Origin of the sequence: Flavobacterium eburneipallidum (genome assembly GCF_027111355.2) — a bacterium.
Lineage (GTDB): Bacteria > Bacteroidota > Bacteroidia > Flavobacteriales > Flavobacteriaceae > Flavobacterium > Flavobacterium eburneipallidum.
In genome coordinates this window covers 1,407,721-1,430,748 of record NZ_CP114291.2, presented here as the reverse complement: position 1 = coordinate 1,430,748, position 23,028 = coordinate 1,407,721, and the positions used below count along the sequence as shown (strand labels likewise).

At 33.1% G+C, this 23,028-nt stretch carries 23 protein-coding genes and 1 riboswitch; of the genes, 15 read left to right on the top strand and 8 right to left on the bottom strand.

Translation table 11 applies throughout. From position 1 onward, the window contains the following. Position 1: 1 nt before the first annotated feature. The 4 genes from OZP15_RS05945 to OZP15_RS05930 all read left to right on the top strand — a co-directional run bounded on the left by OZP15_RS05945 (position 2) and on the right by OZP15_RS05930 (position 2,480). Complete coding sequence (locus tag OZP15_RS05945) at positions 2 to 727, top strand: DUF5131 family protein (protein WP_269227557.1); 726 nt, start codon at positions 2 to 4, stop codon at positions 725 to 727. A 174-nt stretch (positions 728 to 901) separates the two neighbouring features. Next, complete coding sequence (locus OZP15_RS05940; RefSeq protein WP_281337267.1) at positions 902 to 1,528, top strand: hypothetical protein; 627 nt, start codon at positions 902 to 904, stop codon at positions 1,526 to 1,528. A 236-nt stretch (positions 1,529 to 1,764) separates the two neighbouring features. After that, positions 1,765 to 2,337 carry an ATPase gene (locus OZP15_RS05935; RefSeq protein ID WP_269227555.1) on the top strand — a complete coding sequence of 191 codons (573 nt, stop codon included), beginning with the start codon at positions 1,765 to 1,767 and terminating at the stop codon, positions 2,335 to 2,337. After that, positions 2,334 to 2,480 carry a hypothetical protein gene (locus tag OZP15_RS05930; protein ID WP_269227554.1) on the top strand — a complete coding sequence of 49 codons (147 nt, stop codon included), beginning with the start codon at positions 2,334 to 2,336 and terminating at the stop codon, positions 2,478 to 2,480. Before OZP15_RS05935 ends, OZP15_RS05930 begins: the two co-directional genes overlap by 4 nt. 60 nt (positions 2,481 to 2,540) lie before the next feature. Here OZP15_RS05930 and OZP15_RS05925 read toward each other — a convergent pair whose 3' ends face one another. Continuing rightward, positions 2,541 to 3,731, bottom strand: a complete 1,191-nt coding sequence (locus tag OZP15_RS05925; protein ID WP_281337266.1) for an ATP-binding protein — start codon at positions 3,729 to 3,731, stop codon at positions 2,541 to 2,543. Positions 3,732 to 3,962: 231 nt separating this feature from the next. On the opposite strand from OZP15_RS05925, the gene OZP15_RS05920 reads away from it, so the two are divergent. The 4 genes from OZP15_RS05920 to OZP15_RS05905 all read left to right on the top strand — a co-directional run bounded on the left by OZP15_RS05920 (position 3,963) and on the right by OZP15_RS05905 (position 10,541). After that, positions 3,963 to 6,257, top strand: a complete 2,295-nt coding sequence (locus tag OZP15_RS05920) for a DNA topoisomerase 3 (protein ID WP_281337265.1) — start codon at positions 3,963 to 3,965, stop codon at positions 6,255 to 6,257. A 239-nt stretch (positions 6,258 to 6,496) separates the two neighbouring features. Beyond that, positions 6,497 to 6,970, top strand: a complete 474-nt coding sequence (locus OZP15_RS05915) for a DUF6265 family protein (RefSeq protein ID WP_281337264.1) — start codon at positions 6,497 to 6,499, stop codon at positions 6,968 to 6,970. Between the two features lie 187 nt (positions 6,971 to 7,157). Continuing rightward, the gene (locus tag OZP15_RS05910; protein WP_269227550.1) at positions 7,158 to 9,314 is read left to right on the top strand and encodes a TonB-dependent siderophore receptor; all 2,157 of its coding nucleotides are present in this window, start codon (positions 7,158 to 7,160) and stop codon (positions 9,312 to 9,314) included. 96 nt (positions 9,315 to 9,410) lie between these two features. Next, positions 9,411 to 10,541 carry a PepSY-associated TM helix domain-containing protein gene (locus tag OZP15_RS05905; protein WP_281337263.1) on the top strand — a complete coding sequence of 377 codons (1,131 nt, stop codon included), beginning with the start codon at positions 9,411 to 9,413 and terminating at the stop codon, positions 10,539 to 10,541. A 36-nt stretch (positions 10,542 to 10,577) separates the two neighbouring features. On the opposite strand, the gene OZP15_RS05900 is transcribed toward OZP15_RS05905, so the two are convergent. Further along, positions 10,578 to 11,648 carry a YncE family protein gene (locus tag OZP15_RS05900; RefSeq protein ID WP_281337262.1) on the bottom strand — a complete coding sequence of 357 codons (1,071 nt, stop codon included), beginning with the start codon at positions 11,646 to 11,648 and terminating at the stop codon, positions 10,578 to 10,580. A gap of 4 nt (positions 11,649 to 11,652) precedes the next feature. Then, positions 11,653 to 13,482, bottom strand: coding sequence for a TonB-dependent receptor plug domain-containing protein (locus OZP15_RS05895; protein WP_269227546.1), 1,830 nt, complete (start codon positions 13,480 to 13,482; stop codon positions 11,653 to 11,655). A 31-nt stretch (positions 13,483 to 13,513) separates the two neighbouring features. Then, a riboswitch (cobalamin riboswitch) is annotated at positions 13,514 to 13,849 on the bottom strand. Positions 13,850 to 13,935: 86 nt separating this feature from the next. On the opposite strand from OZP15_RS05895, the gene OZP15_RS05890 reads away from it, so the two are divergent. From OZP15_RS05890 to OZP15_RS05875, 4 genes are all read left to right on the top strand, one after another. Then, positions 13,936 to 15,078 carry an ABC transporter substrate-binding protein gene (locus tag OZP15_RS05890; protein WP_281337261.1) on the top strand — a complete coding sequence of 381 codons (1,143 nt, stop codon included), beginning with the start codon at positions 13,936 to 13,938 and terminating at the stop codon, positions 15,076 to 15,078. Positions 15,079 to 15,275: 197 nt separating this feature from the next. Continuing rightward, the gene (locus tag OZP15_RS05885; protein ID WP_281337260.1) at positions 15,276 to 16,307 is read left to right on the top strand and encodes an iron ABC transporter permease; all 1,032 of its coding nucleotides are present in this window, start codon (positions 15,276 to 15,278) and stop codon (positions 16,305 to 16,307) included. 143 nt (positions 16,308 to 16,450) lie between these two features. Continuing rightward, a complete protein-coding gene (locus tag OZP15_RS05880; RefSeq protein WP_269227545.1) occupies positions 16,451 to 16,864 on the top strand; it encodes a GxxExxY protein in 414 nt (137 codons plus the stop codon). Positions 16,865 to 16,956: 92 nt separating this feature from the next. Continuing rightward, positions 16,957 to 17,736, top strand: coding sequence for an ABC transporter ATP-binding protein (locus tag OZP15_RS05875; RefSeq protein WP_269227544.1), 780 nt, complete (start codon positions 16,957 to 16,959; stop codon positions 17,734 to 17,736). A 56-nt stretch (positions 17,737 to 17,792) separates the two neighbouring features. On the opposite strand, the gene OZP15_RS05870 is transcribed toward OZP15_RS05875, so the two are convergent. Genes OZP15_RS05870 through OZP15_RS05855 form a run of 4 tightly spaced genes read right to left on the bottom strand, consistent with a single transcriptional unit; the run spans position 17,793 to position 19,387 of the window. Continuing rightward, complete coding sequence (locus tag OZP15_RS05870; protein WP_269227543.1) at positions 17,793 to 18,248, bottom strand: tRNA (cytidine(34)-2'-O)-methyltransferase; 456 nt, start codon at positions 18,246 to 18,248, stop codon at positions 17,793 to 17,795. Continuing rightward, complete coding sequence (locus OZP15_RS05865; protein ID WP_281337259.1) at positions 18,248 to 18,619, bottom strand: type II toxin-antitoxin system VapC family toxin; 372 nt, start codon at positions 18,617 to 18,619, stop codon at positions 18,248 to 18,250. The genes OZP15_RS05870 and OZP15_RS05865 overlap by 1 nt, the downstream gene beginning before the upstream one ends. Continuing rightward, positions 18,606 to 18,779: a hypothetical protein gene (locus OZP15_RS05860; RefSeq protein WP_269227541.1), complete on the bottom strand. Its 174-nt coding sequence runs from the start codon at positions 18,777 to 18,779 to the stop codon at positions 18,606 to 18,608. Before OZP15_RS05860 ends, OZP15_RS05865 begins: the two co-directional genes overlap by 14 nt. A 35-nt stretch (positions 18,780 to 18,814) precedes the next feature. Further along, on the bottom strand, positions 18,815 to 19,387 hold the full coding sequence (locus OZP15_RS05855) for a pseudouridine synthase (RefSeq protein ID WP_281337258.1): 573 nt from the start codon (positions 19,385 to 19,387) through the stop codon (positions 18,815 to 18,817). Between the two features lie 105 nt (positions 19,388 to 19,492). On the opposite strand from OZP15_RS05855, the gene OZP15_RS05850 reads away from it, so the two are divergent. The 3 genes from OZP15_RS05850 (at position 19,493) to OZP15_RS05840 (ending at position 22,118) form a co-directional block, all read left to right on the top strand. Continuing rightward, entirely contained in the window at positions 19,493 to 20,860 is a 1,368-nt protein-coding gene (locus OZP15_RS05850; RefSeq protein ID WP_281337257.1) for a DNA recombination protein RmuC, read from the top strand. Positions 20,861 to 20,870: 10 nt separating this feature from the next. Beyond that, positions 20,871 to 21,236 carry a DUF8785 domain-containing protein gene (locus tag OZP15_RS05845; RefSeq protein ID WP_269227540.1) on the top strand — a complete coding sequence of 122 codons (366 nt, stop codon included), beginning with the start codon at positions 20,871 to 20,873 and terminating at the stop codon, positions 21,234 to 21,236. Between the two features lie 318 nt (positions 21,237 to 21,554). Further along, a complete protein-coding gene (locus OZP15_RS05840) occupies positions 21,555 to 22,118 on the top strand; it encodes a YceI family protein (RefSeq protein ID WP_281337256.1) in 564 nt (187 codons plus the stop codon). On the opposite strand, the gene OZP15_RS05835 is transcribed toward OZP15_RS05840, so the two are convergent. Then, the gene (locus OZP15_RS05835) at positions 22,096 to 23,010 is read right to left on the bottom strand and encodes a TIGR01777 family oxidoreductase (RefSeq protein ID WP_269227538.1); all 915 of its coding nucleotides are present in this window, start codon (positions 23,008 to 23,010) and stop codon (positions 22,096 to 22,098) included. The two genes, OZP15_RS05840 and OZP15_RS05835, sit on opposite strands and share 23 nt — an antisense overlap. Positions 23,011 to 23,028: the final 18 nt, after the last annotated feature.

Below are 23,028 nucleotides of genomic sequence, written 5' to 3'. Positions count from 1 at the left end.
TATGGCACAATCAAGTATAGAATGGACAGAAATGACTTGGAATCCAACAACGGGATGTTCAAAAATCTCAACAGGTTGTAAATTCTGCTATGCAGAAATTATGTCAAAAAGATTAAAAGCAATGGGTGTTGAAAAATATAAAGATAATTTTGAAGTTAGAACTCACAATGATGCTTTAAAAATTCCATACACTTGGAAACATAGTAAAGTTGTTTTTGTAAATTCGATGAGCGATTTATTTCACAAAGAAATACCTTTAGAATTTATTCAAAAAGTATTTAAAGTTATGAATGATAATCCACAACATGTTTTCCAAGTTTTAACTAAAAGGTCTGAAAGACTTTTTGAATTACACTCGGAATTAAAATGGACACATAATATTTGGATGGGAGTTTCAGTTGAAAATGCTAACGAAAAACATAGAATTGATGATTTACGAAAAATAAATGCAAAAGTAAAATTTCTTTCACTAGAGCCATTACTCGCGCATTTAGGCGAACTAAATTTAGAGAATATTGATTGGGTAATTGTTGGAGGTGAAAGTGGTCATAAACCTCGTCCAATGGATGCGGATTGGGTATTAGATATTCAAGAACAATGCAAAGAAAAAAGTGTCGCTTTTTTCTTTAAACAATGGGGTGGAAAAAATAAAAAGGCAAATGGAAGAATATTAAATGGAAGAACTTATGACGAAATGCCTGAAATTGAACTTCAACATTCCGTATAAAATCCCCAGATTACTATGATACTACCAAATAAATATTCATAACATTTTGTTGAAGTTATATAAGTAAAGATGAATTTTGTGTTTCAAGTGACCGAATTGATGTACCAATTGATAATGACTAATTATTATTTTTTACAGTTGTGAATATTAATATTACAAAAAAACAAAAAAATTATGCTAAAAAAAATTGAGAAAATTGAATCAGAAGATAATAATAATTTTAAAATTTTAAAAATAAGTATAGACGGCAATTGGACTTCAAATGATTTTATAAAATTATTTGAAAGTATAAACCTACTTAATCAAATTTTTGTAGAAATTGATAATTTAAATTTGCTACAAAATTATCAAATGGAAAGTGAGTTGACAAAAAATTATTTAAATGTAAATGGGTTTATATTTAAAAAATTGAATTTGGGAGATACTTTTGAAAACACTAAAAATTTAAACAATATAAATATAAAAAACTCACCAGTTGAAGATTACAGAGATTTGAAAATTAAAGAATTAAAATATGCTTCACCAGGATTTGCAGATTTTTTTGGTTCAGGTGAAATTGTAAAAAACATTTTTGACACTATTAAACACTACATACCAAATAAAAATCAAAAATTACAGAATGAAATTTTAGAATTAGATATTATCGAAAAAAAATTAAATATTCTTAATACAATAAACTCATCTGAAAGAGAAAAATTTAGAATTATTGAAATTAGAAATAGTGCTATTGAGAATTTAAAACAACTCGATTTTTCCAATAAAATAACAAATATAGAAACCAGCTCTGAGAAGTATGAATAAGTCCCACCTCTGCTTTCCTTTGAATAAATTTAGTCATTTTCCCGCTCCGCAAAGTCTCCGACTTTGAGGTAGTGAATTTCGGTTTTCAACCGACCTGTTTTAAATCTTTTACACCAGTCACAGACTGATACACACCTCCTCAAAGTCGGAGACTTTGCGAAGCGAGAGTGCTAAAAATTAGTAAAATACAACAAGAATTATTTTTAAGATTTTCATTTTGATTACATTTGTACAATATGAGTAAAAACCTTTACATAATTGCAGGTTGTAATGGAGCTGGAAAAACTACCGCTTCCTTTACTATTTTACCTGAAATTTTGAATTGTAAGGAGTTTGTAAATGCCGATGAAATTGCAAAAGGGCTATCCCCTTTTCAACCTGAAAAAGTAGCCTTTGAAGCAGGAAGAATTATGCTCCATCGAGTTAATGAGCTTCTTCAACAGCATGAAAATTTCGCTTTTGAAACCACTCTTGCAACTAGAAGTTACAAAAACAAAGTTCTTGAAGCTAAAAGAAATAATTACAACGTTACATTACTTTTCTTTTGGCTAAAAAATCCTGAATTAGCAATAGAAAGGGTCAAAACGAGAGTTTTGGAAGGCGGTCATAACATTCCTACTGATGTTATTAAAAGAAGATATATCAAAGGAATTAAAAACTTATTCGAAATTTACATTCCAATTATAGATCAAGTTCTTATCTTTGATAATTCAGAAGGTAAGCATAAATTAATAGCTGAAAAATCGAGTAGTGATGAATTAATCATTATTGACAACCAAAAGTTTAATGAACTAAAAAATTATTTATGACAACTGAAACTAAAATAGAACGCAGAAATAAAATCATAAAAGGACTTGAGATAGCTTATGAAAAAATGATTGAATTCAAAAAACAACACAAAAGCGAACTTGTTATCATTCAAGACAATAAAATTGTAAAAATAAAACTGTAATAAGCACTTATATAATGCTCCGCAAAGTCCCAGCTAGCGCAAGCGTCACGCTCGTGAACACTAATACATAAACCCAAATAGCCAAACTGGAATGATAGTCCCGTACCCTATTTCTATCATGTCTTTGGCAATGTAGGAATCTGGGACATTGATAATTTGTTTCTTGGTTTTGTTTTTGCCTCCTATCTCGAAAGTGTACTTTTTATTAACCAAAAAATCGGATTGATCAGAGAGATTAATTTCATATAAATCTTTGAATTGATTTAGAAAAAACGTTTCTCTAATAGTACCAATATTGATATTCTCTTTTGCCAAAGCATACATCAAATTGGTATTGTTCAAAAACAACTTTTCGGGTTTTGTTAAAACTCCAATTCCTGATGTGTCTTTGTATAATTCGTTTACTAATCCTGCACGGTCTAGAATTTTTATCGCCTGAATTAAGGTATTTCTAGAAACACCCACTTTTTCGCTCAACTTGGTAATATTGGGCGTAAATGGAGCACTCGTTGCAACAGTTATCAATAATTTTTTCAATTTGACCAAGGTTTCATAATTCAAATCTTCGACCGCATTAATATCTATTTCGATGATTAAATTGATTGTATTGCGTAATTTTTGAGGATAATCATTCTCGCTTTCTTTAAAATACGGATAAACTCCCATTTGCAAATATTTTGCAAAAAGAGGCAAAGGCTTCATCTCTTCCAGCATTTTTGAAGCTATTTCGTTGTGATTACTCAAAATTTCATCTAAAGAAAAAACGGGAAATTTTTTATTGGTATCCAACTCGATAAATTCTCTAAAAGACAACTCTTTTAAAGTATAAGAAACCGCTCTTCGACTCAAATCGGATTCGGCTTTGTAAATTTCGAGCATCGAAGAAGAAGTAAAAACAATGCTTAAAGTCGGAAAATTGTCATACATTAATTTGATCTCTCTAGACCAATTGGGATATTTATGAACTTCGTCTAATAATAAATGAGTGCCCCCAAATTTCACAAACAGCTTTGCCAAATCATATAATTTATTATCAAAAAAATAAATATGATCTAAACTTACATAAAGCGTACTTTTTAACGGTAATTTTCTTTTTGCAATTTGCAACAACAAAGTCGTTTTTCCGGAACCTCTAGCTCCTTTTACGGCAATTAATCGATTATTCAAATCCATTTTATCAATCAAATACCGTTGAAACTTCAACGATACTAAAGTGATTTTTTCTTGAAATTCTAAAATTAGATCTTCCATAATGCTATTTATAAATAGCAAATTTAATTAAAAATTGTTAAACTAAAACAACAATTTTATTATTTTTTTGTTTTTCTAAAACAACGTTTCTATAATTTTATAAAGAAATTTTAGACTGAATTAGAACAAATAGTCATTCGTATCGTTATATTCTAAAAATCCTTTACAAAATTTCCTTTCCATACCAATTTCTAAATTCCTAATTTGCGGCTTCAAAATTAGAAGCAAAAAATGAAGGTCTGTATTGCCGAAAAACCCAGTGTCGCCCGTGAAATTGCATCCGTTTTGGGAGCCAATACCAAGCACGATGGCTATTTTGAAGGCAATGGCTATCAGGTAACCTATACCTTTGGGCATTTATGCACCTTGAAAGAACCCAACGATTACAAACCGCATTGGAAAAGCTGGGATTTGAATAATCTGCCGATGCTTCCCGAGAAATTTGAAACCAAAGTAGTCGATAATTCAGGAATTCAGAAGCAATTCAAAATCATAAAAAGTTTGTTCGATAAAGCCGATTTGGTCATCAACTGCGGGGATGCGGGACAAGAAGGGGAACTCATCCAGCGCTGGGTGATGAACGAAGCCAATTACAAAGGCGAAGTGCAACGCTTGTGGATTTCTTCCCTAACCACCGAAGCCATCAAAGAAGGTTTTGAGAACCTAAAACCATCTGCCAATTACGATAATTTATTCTACGCAGGATTTTCCAGAGCCATTGGCGACTGGTTATTGGGTATGAATGCCACTAGATTGTACACCGTAAAACACGGCGGATACAAACAAGTTTTATCTATCGGAAGAGTGCAAACACCAACCTTGGCAATGGTTGTGGATCGCTTTAAAGAAATAGAAAATTTCAAACCTCAACCCTATTGGGAGTTGCAAACTTTATACAGGGAAACACTTTTTAGTTACGAAGAAGGACGCTTTTTAAACAAAGAAGACGGTCAACTTTTGGCGAATAAAGTCAAGGAAAGTGAATTCGAAATTGTATCTGTTGAAAAAAAGAACGGCAATGAATTTGCTCCCAAACTCTTTGATTTAACAGGATTGCAAGTCTATTGCAATCAAAAATTTGGCTTTTCAGCAGATGAAACACTCAAGATTGTACAAACATTATACGAACAAAAAATAGTGACCTATCCTAGAGTGGATACGACTTTCTTACCCAATGATATTTATCCAAAAGTGTCTGGAATTCTTCAAAAATTGACTAATTATAGTGAATTAACCCAACCGCTTTTAGAGAAAAAAATAAAAAAATCGCCCAAGGTTTTCAACGATAAAAAAGTTACGGATCACCACGCTATTATTCCAACGGGAATGCAAAGCAATTTGCAATACAATCAGCAGCAAGTTTATGACATCATTACACGCCGTTTTATTGCTGTGTTTTATGACGATTGTTTGGTTGCCAATACCACAGTAATTGGAAAAGCAGCCGAAGTACTTTTCAAAACTACTGGAAAAGAAATCCTGAAAAAGGGATTTCGAGTAGTCTTTGAAGACCCGAATGCCAAAGAAAAAGAAGCCGATATTTTACCGAGTTTTGTTGTGGGCGAAAAAGGGCCTCACGAACCTTCATTTTTGGAAAAAGAAACCAAACCGCCGAATCAATTTACAGAAGCTACTTTATTGCGAGCTATGGAAACCGCAGGCAAGCAAGTAGATGATGAAGATTTACGAGAATTGATGAAAGAAAACGGCATTGGACGACCATCAACACGAGCGAATATTATTGAAACCCTTTTCAGAAGACAATACATCGTTCGAAACAAAAAACAAGTTTTGCCAACACCAACGGGAATTCAGCTGATTGATACCATTCAGAATGAATTGGTCAAATCGGCGGAATTGACTGGTTCTTGGGAAAAGCAGTTGAAAGACATTGAAAAAGGAACGTTTACCGCTGGAGCTTTTATCAAGAATATGAAGCAAATGGTTGAAGTTTTGGTGTATGAAGTTAGGAATGAAACCAGACGTGCCAATATTTCGCATACGGAAAGCATTCAAAAACAAGAAGCTGTAGCCGAGAAAAAAAAGGCAGAAGGAATCTTGACAGAAGCGTGCCCAAAATGCAAAAAAGCTACTCTAATCAAAGGAAAATCTGCTTACGGTTGTGGCGATTATAAAGCGGGCTGCCGATTTTTATTGCCTTATACATTTTTAGACAAAAAAATATCCGAAAACCAATATTTGCGATTGCTACAAAAAGGTTCAACAGTAAACTTGAAAGATTTCAAAACCGATGCTGGAATTGTAGAGGGTTTGCTACGTTTTGACGAAAATTTTGAACTTGTACTAGAACAAAAGAAAACAGCAGTAAAACCAATATCGGATAAATTAGAATGTCCAAAATGTAAAAAAGGAACAGTCCTCAAAGGAAATACCGCTTATGGTTGCACCAATTACAAATTGGGGTGCGATTTTAAAGTACCTTTTGATGTGGTTCGTACAAAATTAAAAGATCAAAAACCCAGCAAAGAATTGGTTTATAGTATTTTGAAGGAAAATTTTTCATAACTATCAAGACGATTTTATACAAATTTGTACCAATTACAATTGCTTTATCACTCCAACCTTCTACTCCATTTGTCACGCTGGAAGCTTCTCAACACAAGTGAGCAACATAATCGAGACGCTTCCAGCGTGACAAATAGCAAGAATAAAAAGTACTCCAATATAACTATTTGAATTACTGAATAACCATATTCGCAATCTTTTCCTTAATTTTGAAACACCAGCAATCAATCACGCTTTTTATGAAAAAAATAATTCTTTCCCTCATTATAGTATTATCCATAACTTCTTGTAACAAATCAAAAGAAGTTTCCAAGATTATTGACACCGATTGGTTAATAGGAAAATGGGAAAACAAATCGCCCGATGGTAATTTATTAGAAACTTGGACGAAGGTAAATGACAGCGTTTTTATTGGCGAAAGTTATTTCATCAAAGCAAAAGACACCTTGCATTCGGAGAAAATGCAATTGAAACAAATGGGTGAAAACCTGATTTATATTTCGACAATCACAGGGCAAAACAACAATAAACCGATTATTTTCAAGCAAAATACTTCTGAAGAGAAAGTATTGGTTTTTGAAAATCCAAAAAATGAGTATCCAAAAAAAATTGTTTACAAGCCTTTTGCCAAAGATCATTTGCTAATTGAGATTACTGGAATCGAACAAGAAAAACCAAATTCAACACGCTATTCGATGAAAAAAACACAATAAATTTCTATTTTTTTGATTAAGATTATGAATCCTGCTTTTCACAAGGCAGGATTTTTTTTTATAAAACCCCTAAAAACAATAAGTTAAAATGGCGTTAAAAATTTATTTTTATTTATTCTAAATAAATTTGCTCAAATAAAATTAGTTTTTACATTTGCATTGTTATTTTTAATAAATCTAAATAAAAATGAAAAATGTAATTTTACTATCTACAGCAATGTTATTTTCGATGACTTCTTTCGGTCAAGAAATCAAAAAAGACAGCGTGAGCCAATTGAAAGAAATAGAAATCAATAATAAATACAAGTACAAAAGAGAAAAAAGTACTACGGTTTCTAAAATGCCTTTGAATAATATTGAAAACCCACAAGTTTACAATACGGTTACCGCAGAATTATTGAAGGAGCAAGTGGTTACCAATTTAAACGATGCCTTAAAAAATGCTACCGGAATTACTCGACTTTGGGAATCGACAGGCCGTGGTGGCGATGGAGCCGAATATTATAGTATGAGAGGTTTTGCCGTGCAACCAACGATGGTTAATGGTTTGCCTGCTGTTACCAATACTTCTACTGACCCCATCAATATTGATAATATTGAAGTGATAAAAGGACCATCTGGAACACTTTTTGGCAGTAGTTTAATTTCTTATGGAGGTTTGATTAACATTGTTACAAAAAAACCATACAGCTCTTTTGGTGGCGAAATAAATTATACTTCTGGAACTTACGGATTAGATAGAATCACTGCTGATGTTAATACTCCAATAAACAAAGACATTGCGGTTCGATTTAATACTGCTTATCAAAATGAGAATTCATTCCAAGATTCTGGATTTAGTAAATCATTTTTCTTTGCTCCATCGTTGAGTTATAAAGTAAATAATCGACTTTCATTTTTAGTAAACACTGAAATCAGTAGCAAAAATTCAGTAAATGCACCAATGATTTTTTTGAATAGATACGTTCCGCTTTCTTTCAATTCTATGGATTTGTTCGAGCAAAACTATAAGAAATCATACAACTCTAATGATTTGGTAATGAGTAATCCTTCGTTTAATATGCAAACGCAAATGTTTTACAAATTATCAGACCAATGGACATCGCAAACGGTTTTATCCAGAAGCCATACTAAAACCTTTGGCTACTACTCTTATCTTTGGGATTCTGGAGATAGTGATCATTTTACAAGATTTATTTCAAAAGGAAATGGTCAAACTAATACGACTGACATCCAACAAAACTTTATTGGCGATTTCAAAATTGGAAGTTTAAGAAATAGATTGGTCGTTGGTGTAGATTATTTTAAATCCGACATTCAAAGTGGCAGTTCAGGATGGGTAAATGGAGGAACCATTTCATTAGTAAATCAAACTGACACTCATCCAAATGATCCAACACTCCCAAGTGATTTGACTCAAGCAGGAATTGATGATTTATTAAAAGGTACTTTCACAGGAAACACTACTGCTGAATCAGAAGTTATTAGCGCCTACGCATCGGATGTGCTTAACATTACGGATCGTTTTTCGGCAATGGTGAGTTTAAGAATTGACAATTTTAAGTCTATAGCTGGTGGTGAATCAAATGATCAAACATCTGTTTCTCCAAAATTTGGTTTAGTTTATCAATTGATTCCAAATAAAGTTTCGGTATTTAGTAACTATATGAATGGTTTTACTAACATTATGCCTCAACAAGTTGCTGATGTTAATGGAAGTAATCCTCGTTTGAAATCATTTGATCCAGAACATGCTAATCAGTTTGAAATTGGATTAAAAACCAATTTATACAAAGACATCATTTCGGCAACTATAAGTTATTACGATATTGATGTGAAGGACAAATTAATGACAGACCCAAATAATATTAATAATTCTATCCAAGGTGGTTCAGTATTTAGTAGAGGTTTTGAAGTTAGTGTTACAGCAAATCCTGCCAAAGGATTAAACATCATAGCTGGTTTCAGTAACAACAAAAGTGAGGTTACAAAAGAAACCCCTAATGCAGGATATTTAGGTTTAAGACCTGAAGAAGCAGGTCCTGAAACGTTAATCAACTTATGGGCAAATTACAACTTCACATCAGGAAGCCTTAAAGGATTTGGAATTGGATTTGGAGGAAATTATGCCAGCGAATACAAAACATTAAACCGTTCTAATATCGGTACGTTCGCATTACCTAGTTATACCGTATTGAATTCTGTAGTTTCATACAACAGTACTAAATTTAACCTCTCGCTTAAAGTGAATAACCTTTTAAATGAAAAATACTATTCTGGTTGGTCAACAATTACCCCTCAAAGACCAAGAAGTTTAGTGGCTGGAATAACCTATAAAATTTAGTTTCAGAATTGTAGTTAATTTTGTTTAGTTGAGGCTCCTCATTTCGGTGGGGAGTTTTGTATGTTTAATAAAAGACCAATAATAAAATTCATATCTATGAATACTAATTTAAAAAAAGCAATAGGGAAAATACATTTGTGGATCGGATTATCTTCGGGAATTATTGTTTTTATTATTGCCGTTACGGGTTGTTTGTATGCCTTTCAGGAAGAAATTCAAAACATTACCGAAGAATATCGCTTTGTCGAAAAAGAAGACAAGCCTTTTCTGCTACCGTCTCAATTGGAAGCAATTGCCCAAAAAGAATTTCCAAAAAAAGCGCTTCATGCCATAAAATACAACGGAGCCGAAAAATCGGCAGAGGCTATTTTTTATCATTATGAACCCACTTATTATTATATCGTTTATCTCAATCCGTATTCGGGAAAAGTATTAGAAAAAGCCAATATGGAAGAAGGCTTTTTTAGGTTTATACTTGATGGGCATTTCTATCTTTGGTTGCCTCACGATATAGGTCAAATTGTAGTGGCATCGGCAACTTTGATATTTCTTGTACTTTTGATTTCAGGTTTAATTCTTTGGTATCCGAGAAATAAAAACGCTACTAAACAGCGCTTTTCTTTCCAATGGAAAAAAGGAACGAAATGGAAGAGAAAAAATTATGACTTGCACAACATCACTGGTTTTTATGTGTTTTTGATTGCGCTTATTTTTGCCATTACAGGTTTGGTTTGGGGTTTCCAATGGTTTGCTTATTCTTACTATACTGTTATTGGAGGCGAAAAATCATTGGTTTATGAAGATCCTGTTTCTGGAAAAAACAAATCAAGCATAGAAAAACCTGTTGATAAAGTTTGGACTTTGATGCAAAAAGAATATCCTCATGCCAAATCCATTGAAGTGCATCCTCCTGAAAACGACAGTACATCCATAGCCGCAAATGCCAATCCCGAAGAAGGCACTTATTGGAAAACCGATTACCGCTATTTTGACCAATATTCGTTAGAAGAAAAAGAAGTCAATCACCTGTTTGGCAAATATAAAAATGCTGCTGTATCAGATAAATTAATGCGTATGAATTACGACTTACATACTGGAGCTGTATTGGGTTTGCCAGGGAAAATATTTGCTTTCCTCATCAGTTTATTGATTGCTAGCCTTCCCATAACAGGATTTTACATCTGGTGGGGACGCAAAAATAAAAACAAAAAAACCGTCTCAAATTAAGTTTTGAGACGGTTTTTTTGAATTAACTAAACTAACTTAATTAAAATAAAATCCAGCAGGAATAACACCTACTGTGTACTGGTTTTCTAAAGTTCCTGCAGCTGAATAAACATAAACTTTACCATTAGAACTATAATTTCCAGCATCACCAACATAAATTTTATCGTTTTTTACAGCAAAACTATATACACCATAAACTCCTTGTGCAGTAGTTGAAAACAAAGCAGTGCTAGGCAAAGTGGTAGCAGATACAGTCGATTTATAAATATCGGAACCTACAGTATAGAAAATATTTGAATTTACAACATCCAAATTAGAGGGATGTGTCTTTGCTGCAAAATTTATTGTGCTAGCAACCGTGTTGTTAGATAAGTTTACTTTAACCAAACTTCCCGCAGTTTCTGACCCCGAATAACTTGGGTTTCCTCCACAAATAACGTACAATGAACCATTATTTATTTCTAACGAATTAGGAACATCGCCAACAGTAATTGTAGTTGACAAGGTATTATTGGCAGCATTGATTACCGAAATGGTTTTACCATAACCCCATCCACCAATATGAGCAACATATAATTTATTGTTGTTTTCAACAATTCTTTCTGGCCCTTCGGCTACAGGAATTTTTGTTGTAACAGCATAAGTTGAAAGGTTCAAAACCGCAACATAATCGTCTGTAGTACTTCCGCCATCGCCCCAATTAGTAACAAAGCCTTTTCCGTTAGAAAAAGTAATGTATCTCGGATTGTCCAATCCTGTTGCAATTGTAGCAACATGCTCCATCGTGTAACGGTTTACCACTTCAATTTTGTTGGAAACATTCAAAACAATGAAAGCCAAATCTTGATAAAACCCAATATCCTGACCAACATCTCCTAGAGTAATAGTTGGATTGACTATCGAAAAAATATTATTTTGTTGCGTAACAAAATCATCAGACAAATACGAAACCGAAGCGTTTCCTTTACCATAACCGCCTTGATTCAAAATCAAAACTCCATTATCATAACTCCCTAACGGAATTCCATTATCGTCATTATCATCGGTACAAGAAACAAAAAAAATCGAGCTTATTAAAGCTACTACTAGTAATCTACTGAATTTCATTTTATTAAAAATTAAAGGTTAAATTTATCGTGTAATTCCTTCCCGGCATAGGTCTAACACTCACATTTTCATAACTTTCGTTAAAAACATTGAGAACATCAAAACCCAATTGTAGGAATTTCTTTTTCCCGAATTGATAGTCGATTCCAACATTCGAAACCAAATAATCATCCAGTGAATAATAATTATCAGAGGAAGTAAATACCTCTCCGTTATACAAATACTGACAATGTGCCGCAAATTTTTCAAAGGAATACCCCAACGAAGCCGTGAATTTATGATAAGGAACATAAATCAATTGTTTCTTTTTGAGTTCGTCTTCAGAAACGGTATAAGCATAAGTTGCCGTCAAATCAAATTGATGTTTGCCTATTTTTTGGGCATGATTCAACAAAATCTCTGCACCATAAGTGGCTACTTTACCCACATTATTGGGTCTCCAATTGCCATCAACACCAGGTGACCATTGCAATAAATCCTGAATTTTTATGTAATAATTCGTAAGCGAAAAAGTAGTTTTTTTGAACTTAAAGACGTGTCCAATTTCTGCCTGATACGAACTTTCGGGCTTCAAATCAGGGTTACCACTTCCTTTCCAATACAAATCGTTGAAGGTTGGAATTCTAAAATTTCTAGAAGCATTCAATTTCAATTGATAAAAAGAAAACGGAGTATAATTCGTCCCAACCGAAAATAAAACGGGACATTTATAAATATTGGTTATTTCTTTTCGAACTGCTATTTCATAAAGAAATTTAGCAAAAGGTCGATGTTTTAAAAGTAAAACTCCTGAACCAATTTTCCTTGTATCTTCAACAATATCACTACCATTTCCTTTGGTTTGGGTATAATCCAAAACCGAATTTAATTCTATATTCGAATTGATTTTATACGACAAATCATATTTGGCAGTTGCTGTTTTTGCTTCTCCATAAGTAAAAATAGAAGTGGTTGCGTTTTCAAAATACTTATATTTTTCAGTTAAAAAAGCCATTTTCAACTTGGATGTAAAATGGTTGTAATTCCCCATCCACTCTACTAAATTTCGAGTATTCAAATCAACATACTTGCTTTTTGACGGTGCTGCAAGGGTTCCTGAAAAATGCCTTTCGCCATCAAATAAATAACTGTAGAATTTCAAAACATTTTTGGCATCCAATTTATAACCCAAATTCACATTCAAACTGGTGTTATAAAACTGTCCGTTTTCGTTCTTTTTATTGGTATTCAAATAGGCATAATCGTTATCCGAACTATTGCGGGAAATACTAGCTTGAGAACTGAATTTTTCTGTTCCTATTTGCATTTTATAGTTCAAACCGAGCGTATTGAAACTGCCATAATTCAGTTGTAATCTATTGTCAAACTTATTTGCAAAACTCAAATCAGAATTCAAATGAATGCTGCCACCAATGGCACTGCTACCGTAAATGGCGCTTCCACCACCCGCTCGGATTGCAACCGAATTAAAATCTTGGGCAGAAATGGTATTAAAATCAGTTTGACCATTCAATTGCGAATTGATATTGATTCCGTTCCAAATTACAGCAGTTTGCGAAGCAGTTGTTCCTCTAAAAGAAGGCGAAGAAACCATTCCGAGACCATTTTCTTTGAAATAAATAACCGAATTGTAATTCAATAAAGTGGTTAATGAAGTTTTATTGTTGGCAATAACCGAATCCGTCAATTGTAGAACAGACTGCGAATTGGAAAATTTATTCAGTTGAGCATCGGAAATCAAAACTTCCTTCAGCGAAACAATAGTATCCTGTTGCGCCCAAATAATCTGGCACAGCAATAGCAAGCAAAAAGCAAAATGTTTTTTTAAAGTCATAATTTCTGAACCTTTTTTCCCGAAAGTTCGATATTCGTTATGAAAAAAGGCAGGTCTCCTGGCTTGCGTCTTGTTGTTGACCTTCCCATTCGAAGTTAGAGGTTAGAAGTGCGAAGTACGAAGTGTTTCACTTCTAACTTCTAACTTCTAACTTCCCACTTCTAAACAGTGGTTTTGTAGATAACAACAAGCTTTATAGCTTACAGTTGCGGGAACAGCTCAGGATTTAGGATTTTAGAATTCTGATTTTAGATATTAGATTTTTTACAATCTGAATTCTAAATTCTGAAATCTGCAATCTCCACCTGATTCCCTTTTAATGTGTTTTCTCAAAAAGTAAAACACAACCTTAATTCGGATGCAAATGTAGTTCTAACATTTGGATAAAAAAATAAAATTGATTTTTAAAAAGGAATAGATATACCTTTGCGTCTCTTTTTCAAAAACCTTTTTATGAAATCTATTCTTCTTCGAATCAGTCTATTTTTATTTCTAATTTCCATTATTGGATGCAAGCAAAACGACAGTAATTCCAAAACTAAAACAGAGATTTCCAATAATTTAGTTCAATATGCTAAAGGTTTTGAAATCTATAAACACAACGGTTTTTCGATCATAAAAATCACAAGTCCTTGGCCTGAAGCCAAAGAAAATTTTACCTATATTCTCCAAGAAAAAAACGGAATTATTCCCGATAGTTTGAAGCAATTTACCGTTATTCCAATTCCTTTAAAATCGATTGTGGTTACCTCAACCACACATATTCCAGCGTTGGAATTATTGGGTGTCGAAAATACTTTGATAGGTTTTCCTAACACCGATTACATTTCTTCGGAAAAAACCAGAAAACGAATTGACGCTGGAAAAGTGAGACAAGTAGGTGTTAATGAAAACCTCAACACCGAAGTTTTAATCGATATAAATCCCGATTTGATTGTCAGTTTTGGGTTGAACAACAGCAATCCTACTTTGGATAATCTTCAAAAAAGTGGGTTGAAAGTAATGCTCAACGGTGATTGGACAGAGCAATCTCCATTAGGAAAAGCAGAATGGATTAAGTTTTTTGGTGCTTTATATGGGTTAGATTCCAAGGCAAATACTATATTTTCGGAAATTGAAAAGGAATACAAAACGACTTTGGCTTTAGTCCAAAAAGCAACCACCAAACCAACCGTTTTGAGCGGCGCAATGTATCAAGAACAATGGTACGTTCCACAAGGCGAAAGTTGGGCTGCCTTGTTTTTGAAAGATGCTAAATCCCAATACTTATGGGCCGATACGAGAGGAACTGGAAGCTTGGCAATCTCATTTGAAAATATCCTAGAAAAAGCACAAAATGCCGATTTCTGGATTGCTCCTGGTGATTTTTCGTCCTTAAAAGAAATGAGTGATAGCAATCCGCATTACAATCAATTTGCTTCATTTAAAAATAAAAAAGTATATTCGTATAGCTTAAACAAAGGTGAAAAAGGCGGAATTCTTTATTTCGAATGGTCGCCTACTCGCCCCGACTGGGTTTTGAAAGATTTAATCAAGATTTTTCATCCAGAATTGTTACCGAATCATAAATTATTTTTCTTGCAGAAATTGGAATGATAGTAATTAATACAATAGAAAAATAACAAATTCGCTAGTCACTTCGAGTGATTTTTAACATTAATGCGACAGCTTTAATGTTAAAAATTGTATCGAGAAGCCTATAATAGTTGAGTTCTCGATACATTTTATTAAAAAAAGCTATCGCATTTTTTAATAAAACACTCGAACAGACGACAACACTAACAAATCCCAACTTGCCAAACAAAAACCGAAATACCATCTTATTCTCCCTATTGACAGTGTCATTGCTATTACTATTGGTATTGAATATCAGTTTGGGGTCGGTTTCTATTCCAATGAAAGACGTTTTCAACAGCCTTACTGGTGGAAACTCCTGCAAAGAAACTTGGGATTATATCATCGTCAATTATAGATTGCCCAAAGCTATTGCAGCCATTCTTGTTGGAATGGGATTGGCTATTAGCGGATTATTAATGCAAACCTTATTCCGAAATCCATTGGCTGGACCAGACGTTTTAGGATTGAGTTCTGGAGCCAGTTTAGGAGTGGCAACGGTTATTTTAGGAGCGGTTTTTTTACCTTCGGTTTTGGCTTCATTTTTACTTTCGTCTTATGGAATTATCTTGGCTTCCAGTTTGGGGAGTTTCTTGGTTTTATTAGCTGTTTTGTCTGTTTCGCAAAGTTTACGCAACACCATGGCAATTCTTATTGTTGGTTTGATGTTTGGTAGTTTGACCAACGCCATTGTGGGAACACTTACCTATTTCAGCACTGCTGAACAATTGCAAAAATTCACTTTTTGGTCCTTGGGAAATCTAGGAAATTTGTCTTGGTCATCGATTGTCATTTTATCCGTTTGTATCGGTATTGGTTTGTTTTTAAGCTTATTAAACATCAAACCTTTAAATGCTTTGTTACTTGGCGAAAACTACGCTCGAAGTATGGGGATGAATTACAAAAAAACACGATTAATTATCATTTTAGCCACCAGTATTTTAACTGGAAGTATTACGGCTTTTGCGGGTCCAATTGCCTTTATTGGATTGGCAGTTCCACATATTGCTAAATTACTTTTTCAAACCAGTAATCACACTATTTTATTTTGGAGTACTTTACTTTTGGGCGCTATAATTATGTTGATTTGCGACAGCATTTCACAACTTCCGGGAACTGATATTACCTTACCAATTAATGCGGTAACTTCCATGTTTGGTGCGCCAATCGTAATTTGGTTGTTACTTCGAAAACGTAAAATGATGAATTAATTTTTTTTTAAACGCATAGAGACATAGTTTTTTGTAAATATCAAAAGACGTTTCACTTTTTTTTAGAATACATAGTCTTTAAAAAAAATCTTCTATCAATCTATTTTCTATGACTCTATGCGTTTAAATTAAAAAAAACTACTATGATAACACAAAAATATTTAGATGAATTAACTTATGAAGTCATTGGTTCTGCGATTGAAGTACATAAAATAATGGGTAGAGGTTTACTCGAAAGTGTCTATCACCAGTGTATTAAAGAAGAACTAACACAAAGAAAAATAAACTTTTCTACAGAAATGAAAGTTCCTTTAGTATATAAAACCAAAGAACTAAAATTAGATTTCAAATGTGATTTATTCATTGAAAATTGTTTAGTTGTAGAATTAAAATCTGTAATCCAACCAAATCCTATATTTGAAGCTCAACTATTAACTTATATGAAACTATTGAAAGCACCTAAAGGGATTTTAATTAATTTTAATTGTTTCAATATTTTTAAAGAAGGGCAAAAAACTTTTGTAAACGAATATTTTAAAAATTTACCTGAAAAGTAAACTCTTTCTCTATGTTTGAAACGTGTTTCAACTATAAACTCTTTTATAGATTCCAAAAAACTATGTTTCTATGCGTTTAAAATTTTAAAATTATGATTAAAAATATCCTTTCCACTTCAAATTTATGCATTGGTTACAAAGCTAAAAGCTCGATAATAACCATTGCCGAAAATCTAAACCTGAATTTACAAGAAGGAAAACTAATTGCTCTAATTGGCGCCAATGGTATTGGAAAATCTACTCTTTTAAGAACCATTACTGGAATTCAGAAACCTTTAGCAGGAACAGTTTCTCTAAATCAAAAGAATATCCACGAATTAAATCCATTGACTTTAGCACAAAATTTAAGTGTAGTTCTGACCGAAAAATTACCTCCAAGCAACCTAACGGTTTGGGAACTTATCGCTTTAGGAAGACAACCTTACACCAACTGGATTGGAACGCTAACCGACAACGATATTGCAAAAATCAACCAAGCAATCGCGCTGACTCAAATCCAACATTTGGTATCCAAAAGACATTTTGAAATTAGTGATGGACAATTACAAATCGTATTAATTGCAAGAGCTTTGGCACAAGATACGCCTTTGATAATTTTAGACGAACCCACCACCCACTTGGATTTATTACACAAAGTAGTGCTTTTTAAACTCCTAAAAAAACTCACTCAAGAAACAGGAAAGTGCATTCTATTTTCTACTCACGATATTGATATGGCGATACAATTGAGCGACGAAATGATTATTATGACTCCCGAAGATACAATACAAGATCAGCCTTGTAATTTGATTCTAAAAGGAAGTTTCAATACTTTGTTCAAAGATGAACATATTGTTTTTGATAGCGAAAAAGGGAAATTTGTGATATCTTAACCACAAAGTTCACAAAGGAGGCACAAGGTTCACGAAGTTTAGAATACTGAACACTGCTACCTGCCTACTGAAATCTGCCTCTTCGCTTCGCCAACCACAAAAGCTACCGAATTCGCAATATTATAACTTCGAATTAAATTCGACATTGGAATAGTCAAATGATTATCGAATTGAGACAAAACTTCTTGGCTTAAACCAACGCTTTCTTTACCAAAAACTAACCAATCTCCATCTTGAAATTCGGCTTCATAAATGGATGTTGAAGCGTGGGAACTCATTAAGAAAACTCTGGATTTATCTGGAATTTGACTAATCCATTCTTCTACATTTTGATATTCGGTTACATCCAAATGTACCCAATAATCGAGTCCAGAACGTTTCAAGTTTTTATCATTAATCACAAACCCAAAGGGATGAACAAGGTGCAAACGGCTTTCGGTACCCACGCACAATCGACCAATGTTTCCAGTATTGTTGGGGATTTCAGGTTCTACTAAAACGATGTTTAACATTAAGCTTTGTATAAAAATAAATCTAAATTTTGATTTTTTTCAAATCCTTTATCAGAAGTAATTAATGGAATTTTATTGTGAATAGAAGTTGCTGCAACTATAGCGTCAGGGGTTTTAACTTTTGAAGTTTGTTTTATAGCAATGCAAATATTCTTTATTTCATCATTCAAAGGAACAATTATGCATTCAGATAAAAAATATTTTATTTTGGCTTTATCTTGAATAGAAATTTCTTGATAAGCAAGCAATTCAATTTCGGTGATTACAGAAACATACAATTGCATTTGGTTTAAAATAGTCACTAATTCATCATCGCCATTTAGTAAATATAGCACAATATTAGTATCTAAAACTATGCTATTCCCATTCATTTCTCATCTCTTTTTGAATTTGTAAAGCATCTTTTTTTAATTTCAAAACACCACAATGTTTAGATAAATCGACACCATTTGATTTTTTACTTTTTTCCATGGAAGCAAGTAATTTTACAAATTCTTTTTTAGTTGTATTTTTATTTATAATAATGGTCATAGCAACAAAGTTTACTCAAAAGTAATTAAAATATATCAAACTTCAAAAGCATCTACTTCTTTCACTTCACCCGCTTTTAAATCATTCAAATATACGCTTCCAATGCGAACTCGCACCAATCGTAATGTTGGAAAACCTACAGCTGCCGTCATTTTTCGAACCTGACGAAACTTTCCTTCATTAACAATTATTGAAGCCCAAGAAGTGGGTCCGTGACGCTCGTCTCTTATTTTTTTTCCTCTTGGACCAAAATTAGGAATTTCAGTAACGAGTCGTGCTTCGCATTTTTTGGTTTTGTATTTTCCTCCATCAAAGCCTATTTCCACTCCATTTTTCATTTCATCAATGGCTTCTTGCGTAATAATTCCATCGACTTGAACATAATATTCTTTATCGACTTTTTTACTTCGGACAATTTCACTCATTTTTCCGTCCGTAGTCAACAAAAGTAAGCCTTCGGAGTCTTCGTCTAGGCGACCAATAGCCATTGTTCCTGCGGGAAAATCGTGTAATTCACCCAAAAGTTTTTTCTTGCGTTTCAACTCATAAATAAATTGACTTAAATACCCGTAAGGTTTGTGAAGGATGAAATGGCGGTGTTCTGACATTGGTTTTAATTGAAAGGCAAAAATACATTTTTCAAATTATCTTCTGATACAATTTTAACTTGATATAATTCCTTACTTTTACTTTCTACAAAAACCTTACTTTTTATGTCAAATATGCTTTCGTTTTTATTGCTTTTTATTGTTGCGCTCGCCATTGGAATTTTCATTGGAAAGCTTATTTTTTCAGCTCGTTTTCAATCCGAAAAAATAAGTCTGGAACAAAAATTAATTGCACTGAACAACCAATTCGACCAACAAAAAGAACAATTTTTACTCGATAAAACTGCTTTCGAAAAACAATTGGAATTAGCCAATTCTGAAAAAGAAAACATCCGAAATGAGAAAGACAGTCTTGCCATTCAACTTTCTAAAAAAGAAGTTGATTTTGACAATCTTTGGGAACGCAACAAAGAACAAAAGGAAGAAGTAGAAAAACTTCAAGAAAAATTTACCAAAGAATTTGAGAATTTAGCTAATAAAATATTAGACGAAAAATCGAATAAATTTACAGAGCAGAATAAAGAAAACATGAAAAATATCTTGTCGCCTTTGCAAGATAAAATTCAATTGTTCGAAAAGAAAGTCGAAGATACTCACAAAGAAAGCATTGATTATCATGCTGCTTTACGCCAACAAATTCTAGGTTTGCGTGAAATGAATTTGCAAATGAGTAAAGAAACGCTGAATTTGACCAAAGCCTTGAAAGGCGATAGCAAAATGCAAGGAAACTGGGGCGAATTAATTCTAGAACGCGTTTTAGAAAAATCAGGATTGGAAAAAGACAGAGAATATTTTGTACAACAATCCCACACCACAACCGAGGGAAGTCGTGTTTTTCCCGATGTTGTTATCAATCTTCCCGACGGAAAAAAAATGATTGTCGATTCGAAAGTTTCCCTAACCGCTTATGAAAAATACATCAACGAAGAAGACGATAGTCTAAAAAATGGTTTTTTAAAAGAACACGTTCATTCTATCAAACGTCACGTAGAACAATTGGGCGATAAAAACTATCACGATTTATACCAAATAGAAAGCCCTGATTTTGTTTTGCTTTTTATTCCGATGGAACCTGCTTTCGCCTTGGCGTTAAACGAAGACACGGCATTATACAACAAGGCTTTCGAGAAAAATATTGTCATTGTAACACCTTCTACTCTATTGGCAACTTTGCGCACGATTGACAGTATGTGGGCAAACCAAAAACAGCAGGAAAATGCCTTTGAAATTGCTCGTCAGGCTGGTGCTTTATATGATAAGTTTGAAGGTTTTATTGCCGATTTAATCAAAATTGGAAAGAAAATTGACGAAAGCAAAGTAGAATATGGTTTGGCTATGAACAAACTCGTGGATGGAAAAGGAAACTTGATTGTAAGTGTCGAAAAATTGAAAAAAATGGGAGCCAAAGCCAAAAAAGCACTTCCAGAAAACATATTAAACCGAGCTGAAAAAGACGAAAATTCACTTAACTAAAAACACGAAAATGAAAAAAATTTTAGGAATTTCTTTAGCGATAATTACACTATCGATTGTTTGTTATTTTACATTTATATATAATGCAACTTACAGCGAAGGCGTTCGATCAGGCGAATTGATAAAATTTAGTAACAAAGGAATGATCTTCAAAACGTATGAAGGAGAGTTAAGCCAAGGAATTTCTGGAGCTCAAATTTTTAGTTTTTCAGTTTTAGATAGTGACGCAAAAGTAATCTCGGATTTGAAAGAAATGGAAGGTCACTATGTAAAACTGACTTATATTGAACGCTACAAAACATTGCCTTGGTGGGGCGATTCCAAATATTTTATCATCGAAGTTAAAAAAGAAGAATCGCCATTTAAAATCAAATAACTGATATTGATTTTTGATAGACGATCTATAATTTACAGCTTTTTCAATTTACGAAAAGCAAAAGCCTCATAGAAGCTTACTGCTTGTAGAAAAAATAATATCATCTTGTATATAAGCTCCATCAGAGCGACCTGAAATCTACAAATACAGGTCGCTCCGATGGAGCTTAATTTTTGGAACAAATTACATTTTCTACAAACAGTACAGCTCTACGAGGTTTGATCCAAAAATGTAATTTATGAGTATCATTTTCAATTATTTAACACAATAATATGGACTGAATTTTGTAACTTTAGGAGAACCTAATTCCTTAAGGTTATGAAAACAATTATACTACTATCACTACTCTTTTTTGCCAATATATCTTTGGCTCAAGAAAAAATAACTGCCACTAACGGAATCATTAATTTTGAGGCTTCTGTACCTTTATTTGAAGAAGTTAAAGCAGAAAACAAGAATGCAAGTTGTATTTTAAACCTTGAAACTGGAGAAATTTCAAGTACAGCTCTCATCAAAGATTTCCAATTTAAAATTCCTTTAATGCAAACGCATTTCAATGAAAATTATATGGAAAGTGACAAATATCCTCAAGCTATTTTCAAAGGAACCATCGAAGGATTCAACATCAATATTATTGGTGATGTACCAAAAGAATTTAACCTAAAAGGAACATTAAAACTTCACGGAAAATCGAAAAAAATCAACAGCATCGTTATTTTAAAAAAAACTAAAAACGGATTAGAAATGAGAACTGATTTCAAAGTACAAACCAAAGATTTTGATATTAAAATCCCAAAAATGTTGAGCATGAAAGTGGCCGAAACTGTGAATATCAAAACCTTTTTTTTATTCCACAACGCTATTCTAGCAAACAATCCTTAAGGGCATCTTTCAAGTTTTTGAATCGAAATTCAAAACCTAATTTTTCTATCTGAGCCGATGAAACTCTTCGTCCCGTGAGAATAATTTTTGACATTTCACCCAATACTAATTTCAATAAAAACGCAGGAACATTAGGCAACCAAAGTGTATAACCATACGTTTTAGCCAAAGTTTTAGAAAAACTAGTATTAGTTGTATTATCAAAAACAGCAGCATTAAAAGGACCAACCAATTTAGAATTAGTAATAGCTTCGAAATAAATGCTACACAAATCATCAATATGAATCCAAGGCATATATTGCTTGCCCGAACCCAAAGCCGAACCCAATTTTAATTTAAAAATTGGAACTAATTTCTTCAAAAAACCTTCGTCTTTTCCAAGAACTAATCCGGTGCGGATTTTAACGGTACGGATGTCCAAACTAGCAATTTTATCTGCAGCAGCTTCCCATTTTTGACAAGTTGTTCCCAAAAAATCTTTTGCAGACGGAGTGTTTTCATTACAAATCAAAGGACCATTTACAGCACCATAAATCCCGATTCCAGAGGCTGAAATGAAAGCTTCTGGTTTTTTATCATTCTTCTTTAAGGCTTCATAAATCAACTCAATGGATTTTTCCCTGCTTTCAACAATTACTTTCTTGCGTTTGTTTGTCCACGGTTTATCGGCAATTCCTTCGCCAGCTAAATGCACTATATAATCAGCATTGATAACCGAATTTTCATCAATATACTGTTTATTAACATCCCATTGATAATAACTAATATTTTCGGTGTTTTCTCTTTTGCTCCTACTCAAAACAGCAACAGAAAATCCTTTTTCGACCAATAAATGAGTCAAATACTTCCCTATAAATCCTGATCCTCCGCTTATCAATACATTCTTTTTCATCTTCCAAATATAAGTTTT

Bases quoted from the DNA above. Each gene is read 5' to 3' on its own strand.
- OZP15_RS05840 (WP_281337256.1), top strand. From the start codon at position 21,555: ATGAAAACAATTATACTACTATCACTACTCTTTTTTGCCAATATATCT.
- OZP15_RS05945 (WP_269227557.1), top strand. From the start codon at position 2: ATGGCACAATCAAGTATAGAATGGACAGAAATGACTTGGAATCCAACA.
- OZP15_RS05850 (WP_281337257.1), top strand. From the start codon at position 19,493: ATGTCAAATATGCTTTCGTTTTTATTGCTTTTTATTGTTGCGCTCGCC.
- OZP15_RS05880 (WP_269227545.1), top strand. From the start codon at position 16,451: ATGATAACACAAAAATATTTAGATGAATTAACTTATGAAGTCATTGGT.
- OZP15_RS05935 (WP_269227555.1), top strand. From the start codon at position 1,765: ATGAGTAAAAACCTTTACATAATTGCAGGTTGTAATGGAGCTGGAAAA.
- OZP15_RS05870 (WP_269227543.1), bottom strand. From the start codon at position 18,248: ATGTTAAACATCGTTTTAGTAGAACCTGAAATCCCCAACAATACTGGA.
- OZP15_RS05930 (WP_269227554.1), top strand. From the start codon at position 2,334: ATGACAACTGAAACTAAAATAGAACGCAGAAATAAAATCATAAAAGGA.
- OZP15_RS05910 (WP_269227550.1), top strand. From the start codon at position 7,158: ATGAAAAATGTAATTTTACTATCTACAGCAATGTTATTTTCGATGACT.
- OZP15_RS05890 (WP_281337261.1), top strand. From the start codon at position 13,936: ATGAAATCTATTCTTCTTCGAATCAGTCTATTTTTATTTCTAATTTCC.
- OZP15_RS05895 (WP_269227546.1), bottom strand. From the start codon at position 13,482: ATGACTTTAAAAAAACATTTTGCTTTTTGCTTGCTATTGCTGTGCCAG.
- OZP15_RS05920 (WP_281337265.1), top strand. From the start codon at position 3,963: ATGAAGGTCTGTATTGCCGAAAAACCCAGTGTCGCCCGTGAAATTGCA.
- OZP15_RS05905 (WP_281337263.1), top strand. From the start codon at position 9,411: ATGAATACTAATTTAAAAAAAGCAATAGGGAAAATACATTTGTGGATC.
- OZP15_RS05875 (WP_269227544.1), top strand. From the start codon at position 16,957: ATGATTAAAAATATCCTTTCCACTTCAAATTTATGCATTGGTTACAAA.
- OZP15_RS05865 (WP_281337259.1), bottom strand. From the start codon at position 18,619: ATGAATGGGAATAGCATAGTTTTAGATACTAATATTGTGCTATATTTA.
- OZP15_RS05855 (WP_281337258.1), bottom strand. From the start codon at position 19,387: ATGTCAGAACACCGCCATTTCATCCTTCACAAACCTTACGGGTATTTA.
- OZP15_RS05860 (WP_269227541.1), bottom strand. From the start codon at position 18,779: ATGACCATTATTATAAATAAAAATACAACTAAAAAAGAATTTGTAAAA.
- OZP15_RS05845 (WP_269227540.1), top strand. From the start codon at position 20,871: ATGAAAAAAATTTTAGGAATTTCTTTAGCGATAATTACACTATCGATT.
- OZP15_RS05835 (WP_269227538.1), bottom strand. From the start codon at position 23,010: ATGAAAAAGAATGTATTGATAAGCGGAGGATCAGGATTTATAGGGAAG.
- OZP15_RS05915 (WP_281337264.1), top strand. From the start codon at position 6,497: ATGAAAAAAATAATTCTTTCCCTCATTATAGTATTATCCATAACTTCT.
- OZP15_RS05900 (WP_281337262.1), bottom strand. From the start codon at position 11,648: ATGAAATTCAGTAGATTACTAGTAGTAGCTTTAATAAGCTCGATTTTT.
- OZP15_RS05940 (WP_281337267.1), top strand. From the start codon at position 902: ATGCTAAAAAAAATTGAGAAAATTGAATCAGAAGATAATAATAATTTT.
- OZP15_RS05925 (WP_281337266.1), bottom strand. From the start codon at position 3,731: ATGGAAGATCTAATTTTAGAATTTCAAGAAAAAATCACTTTAGTATCG.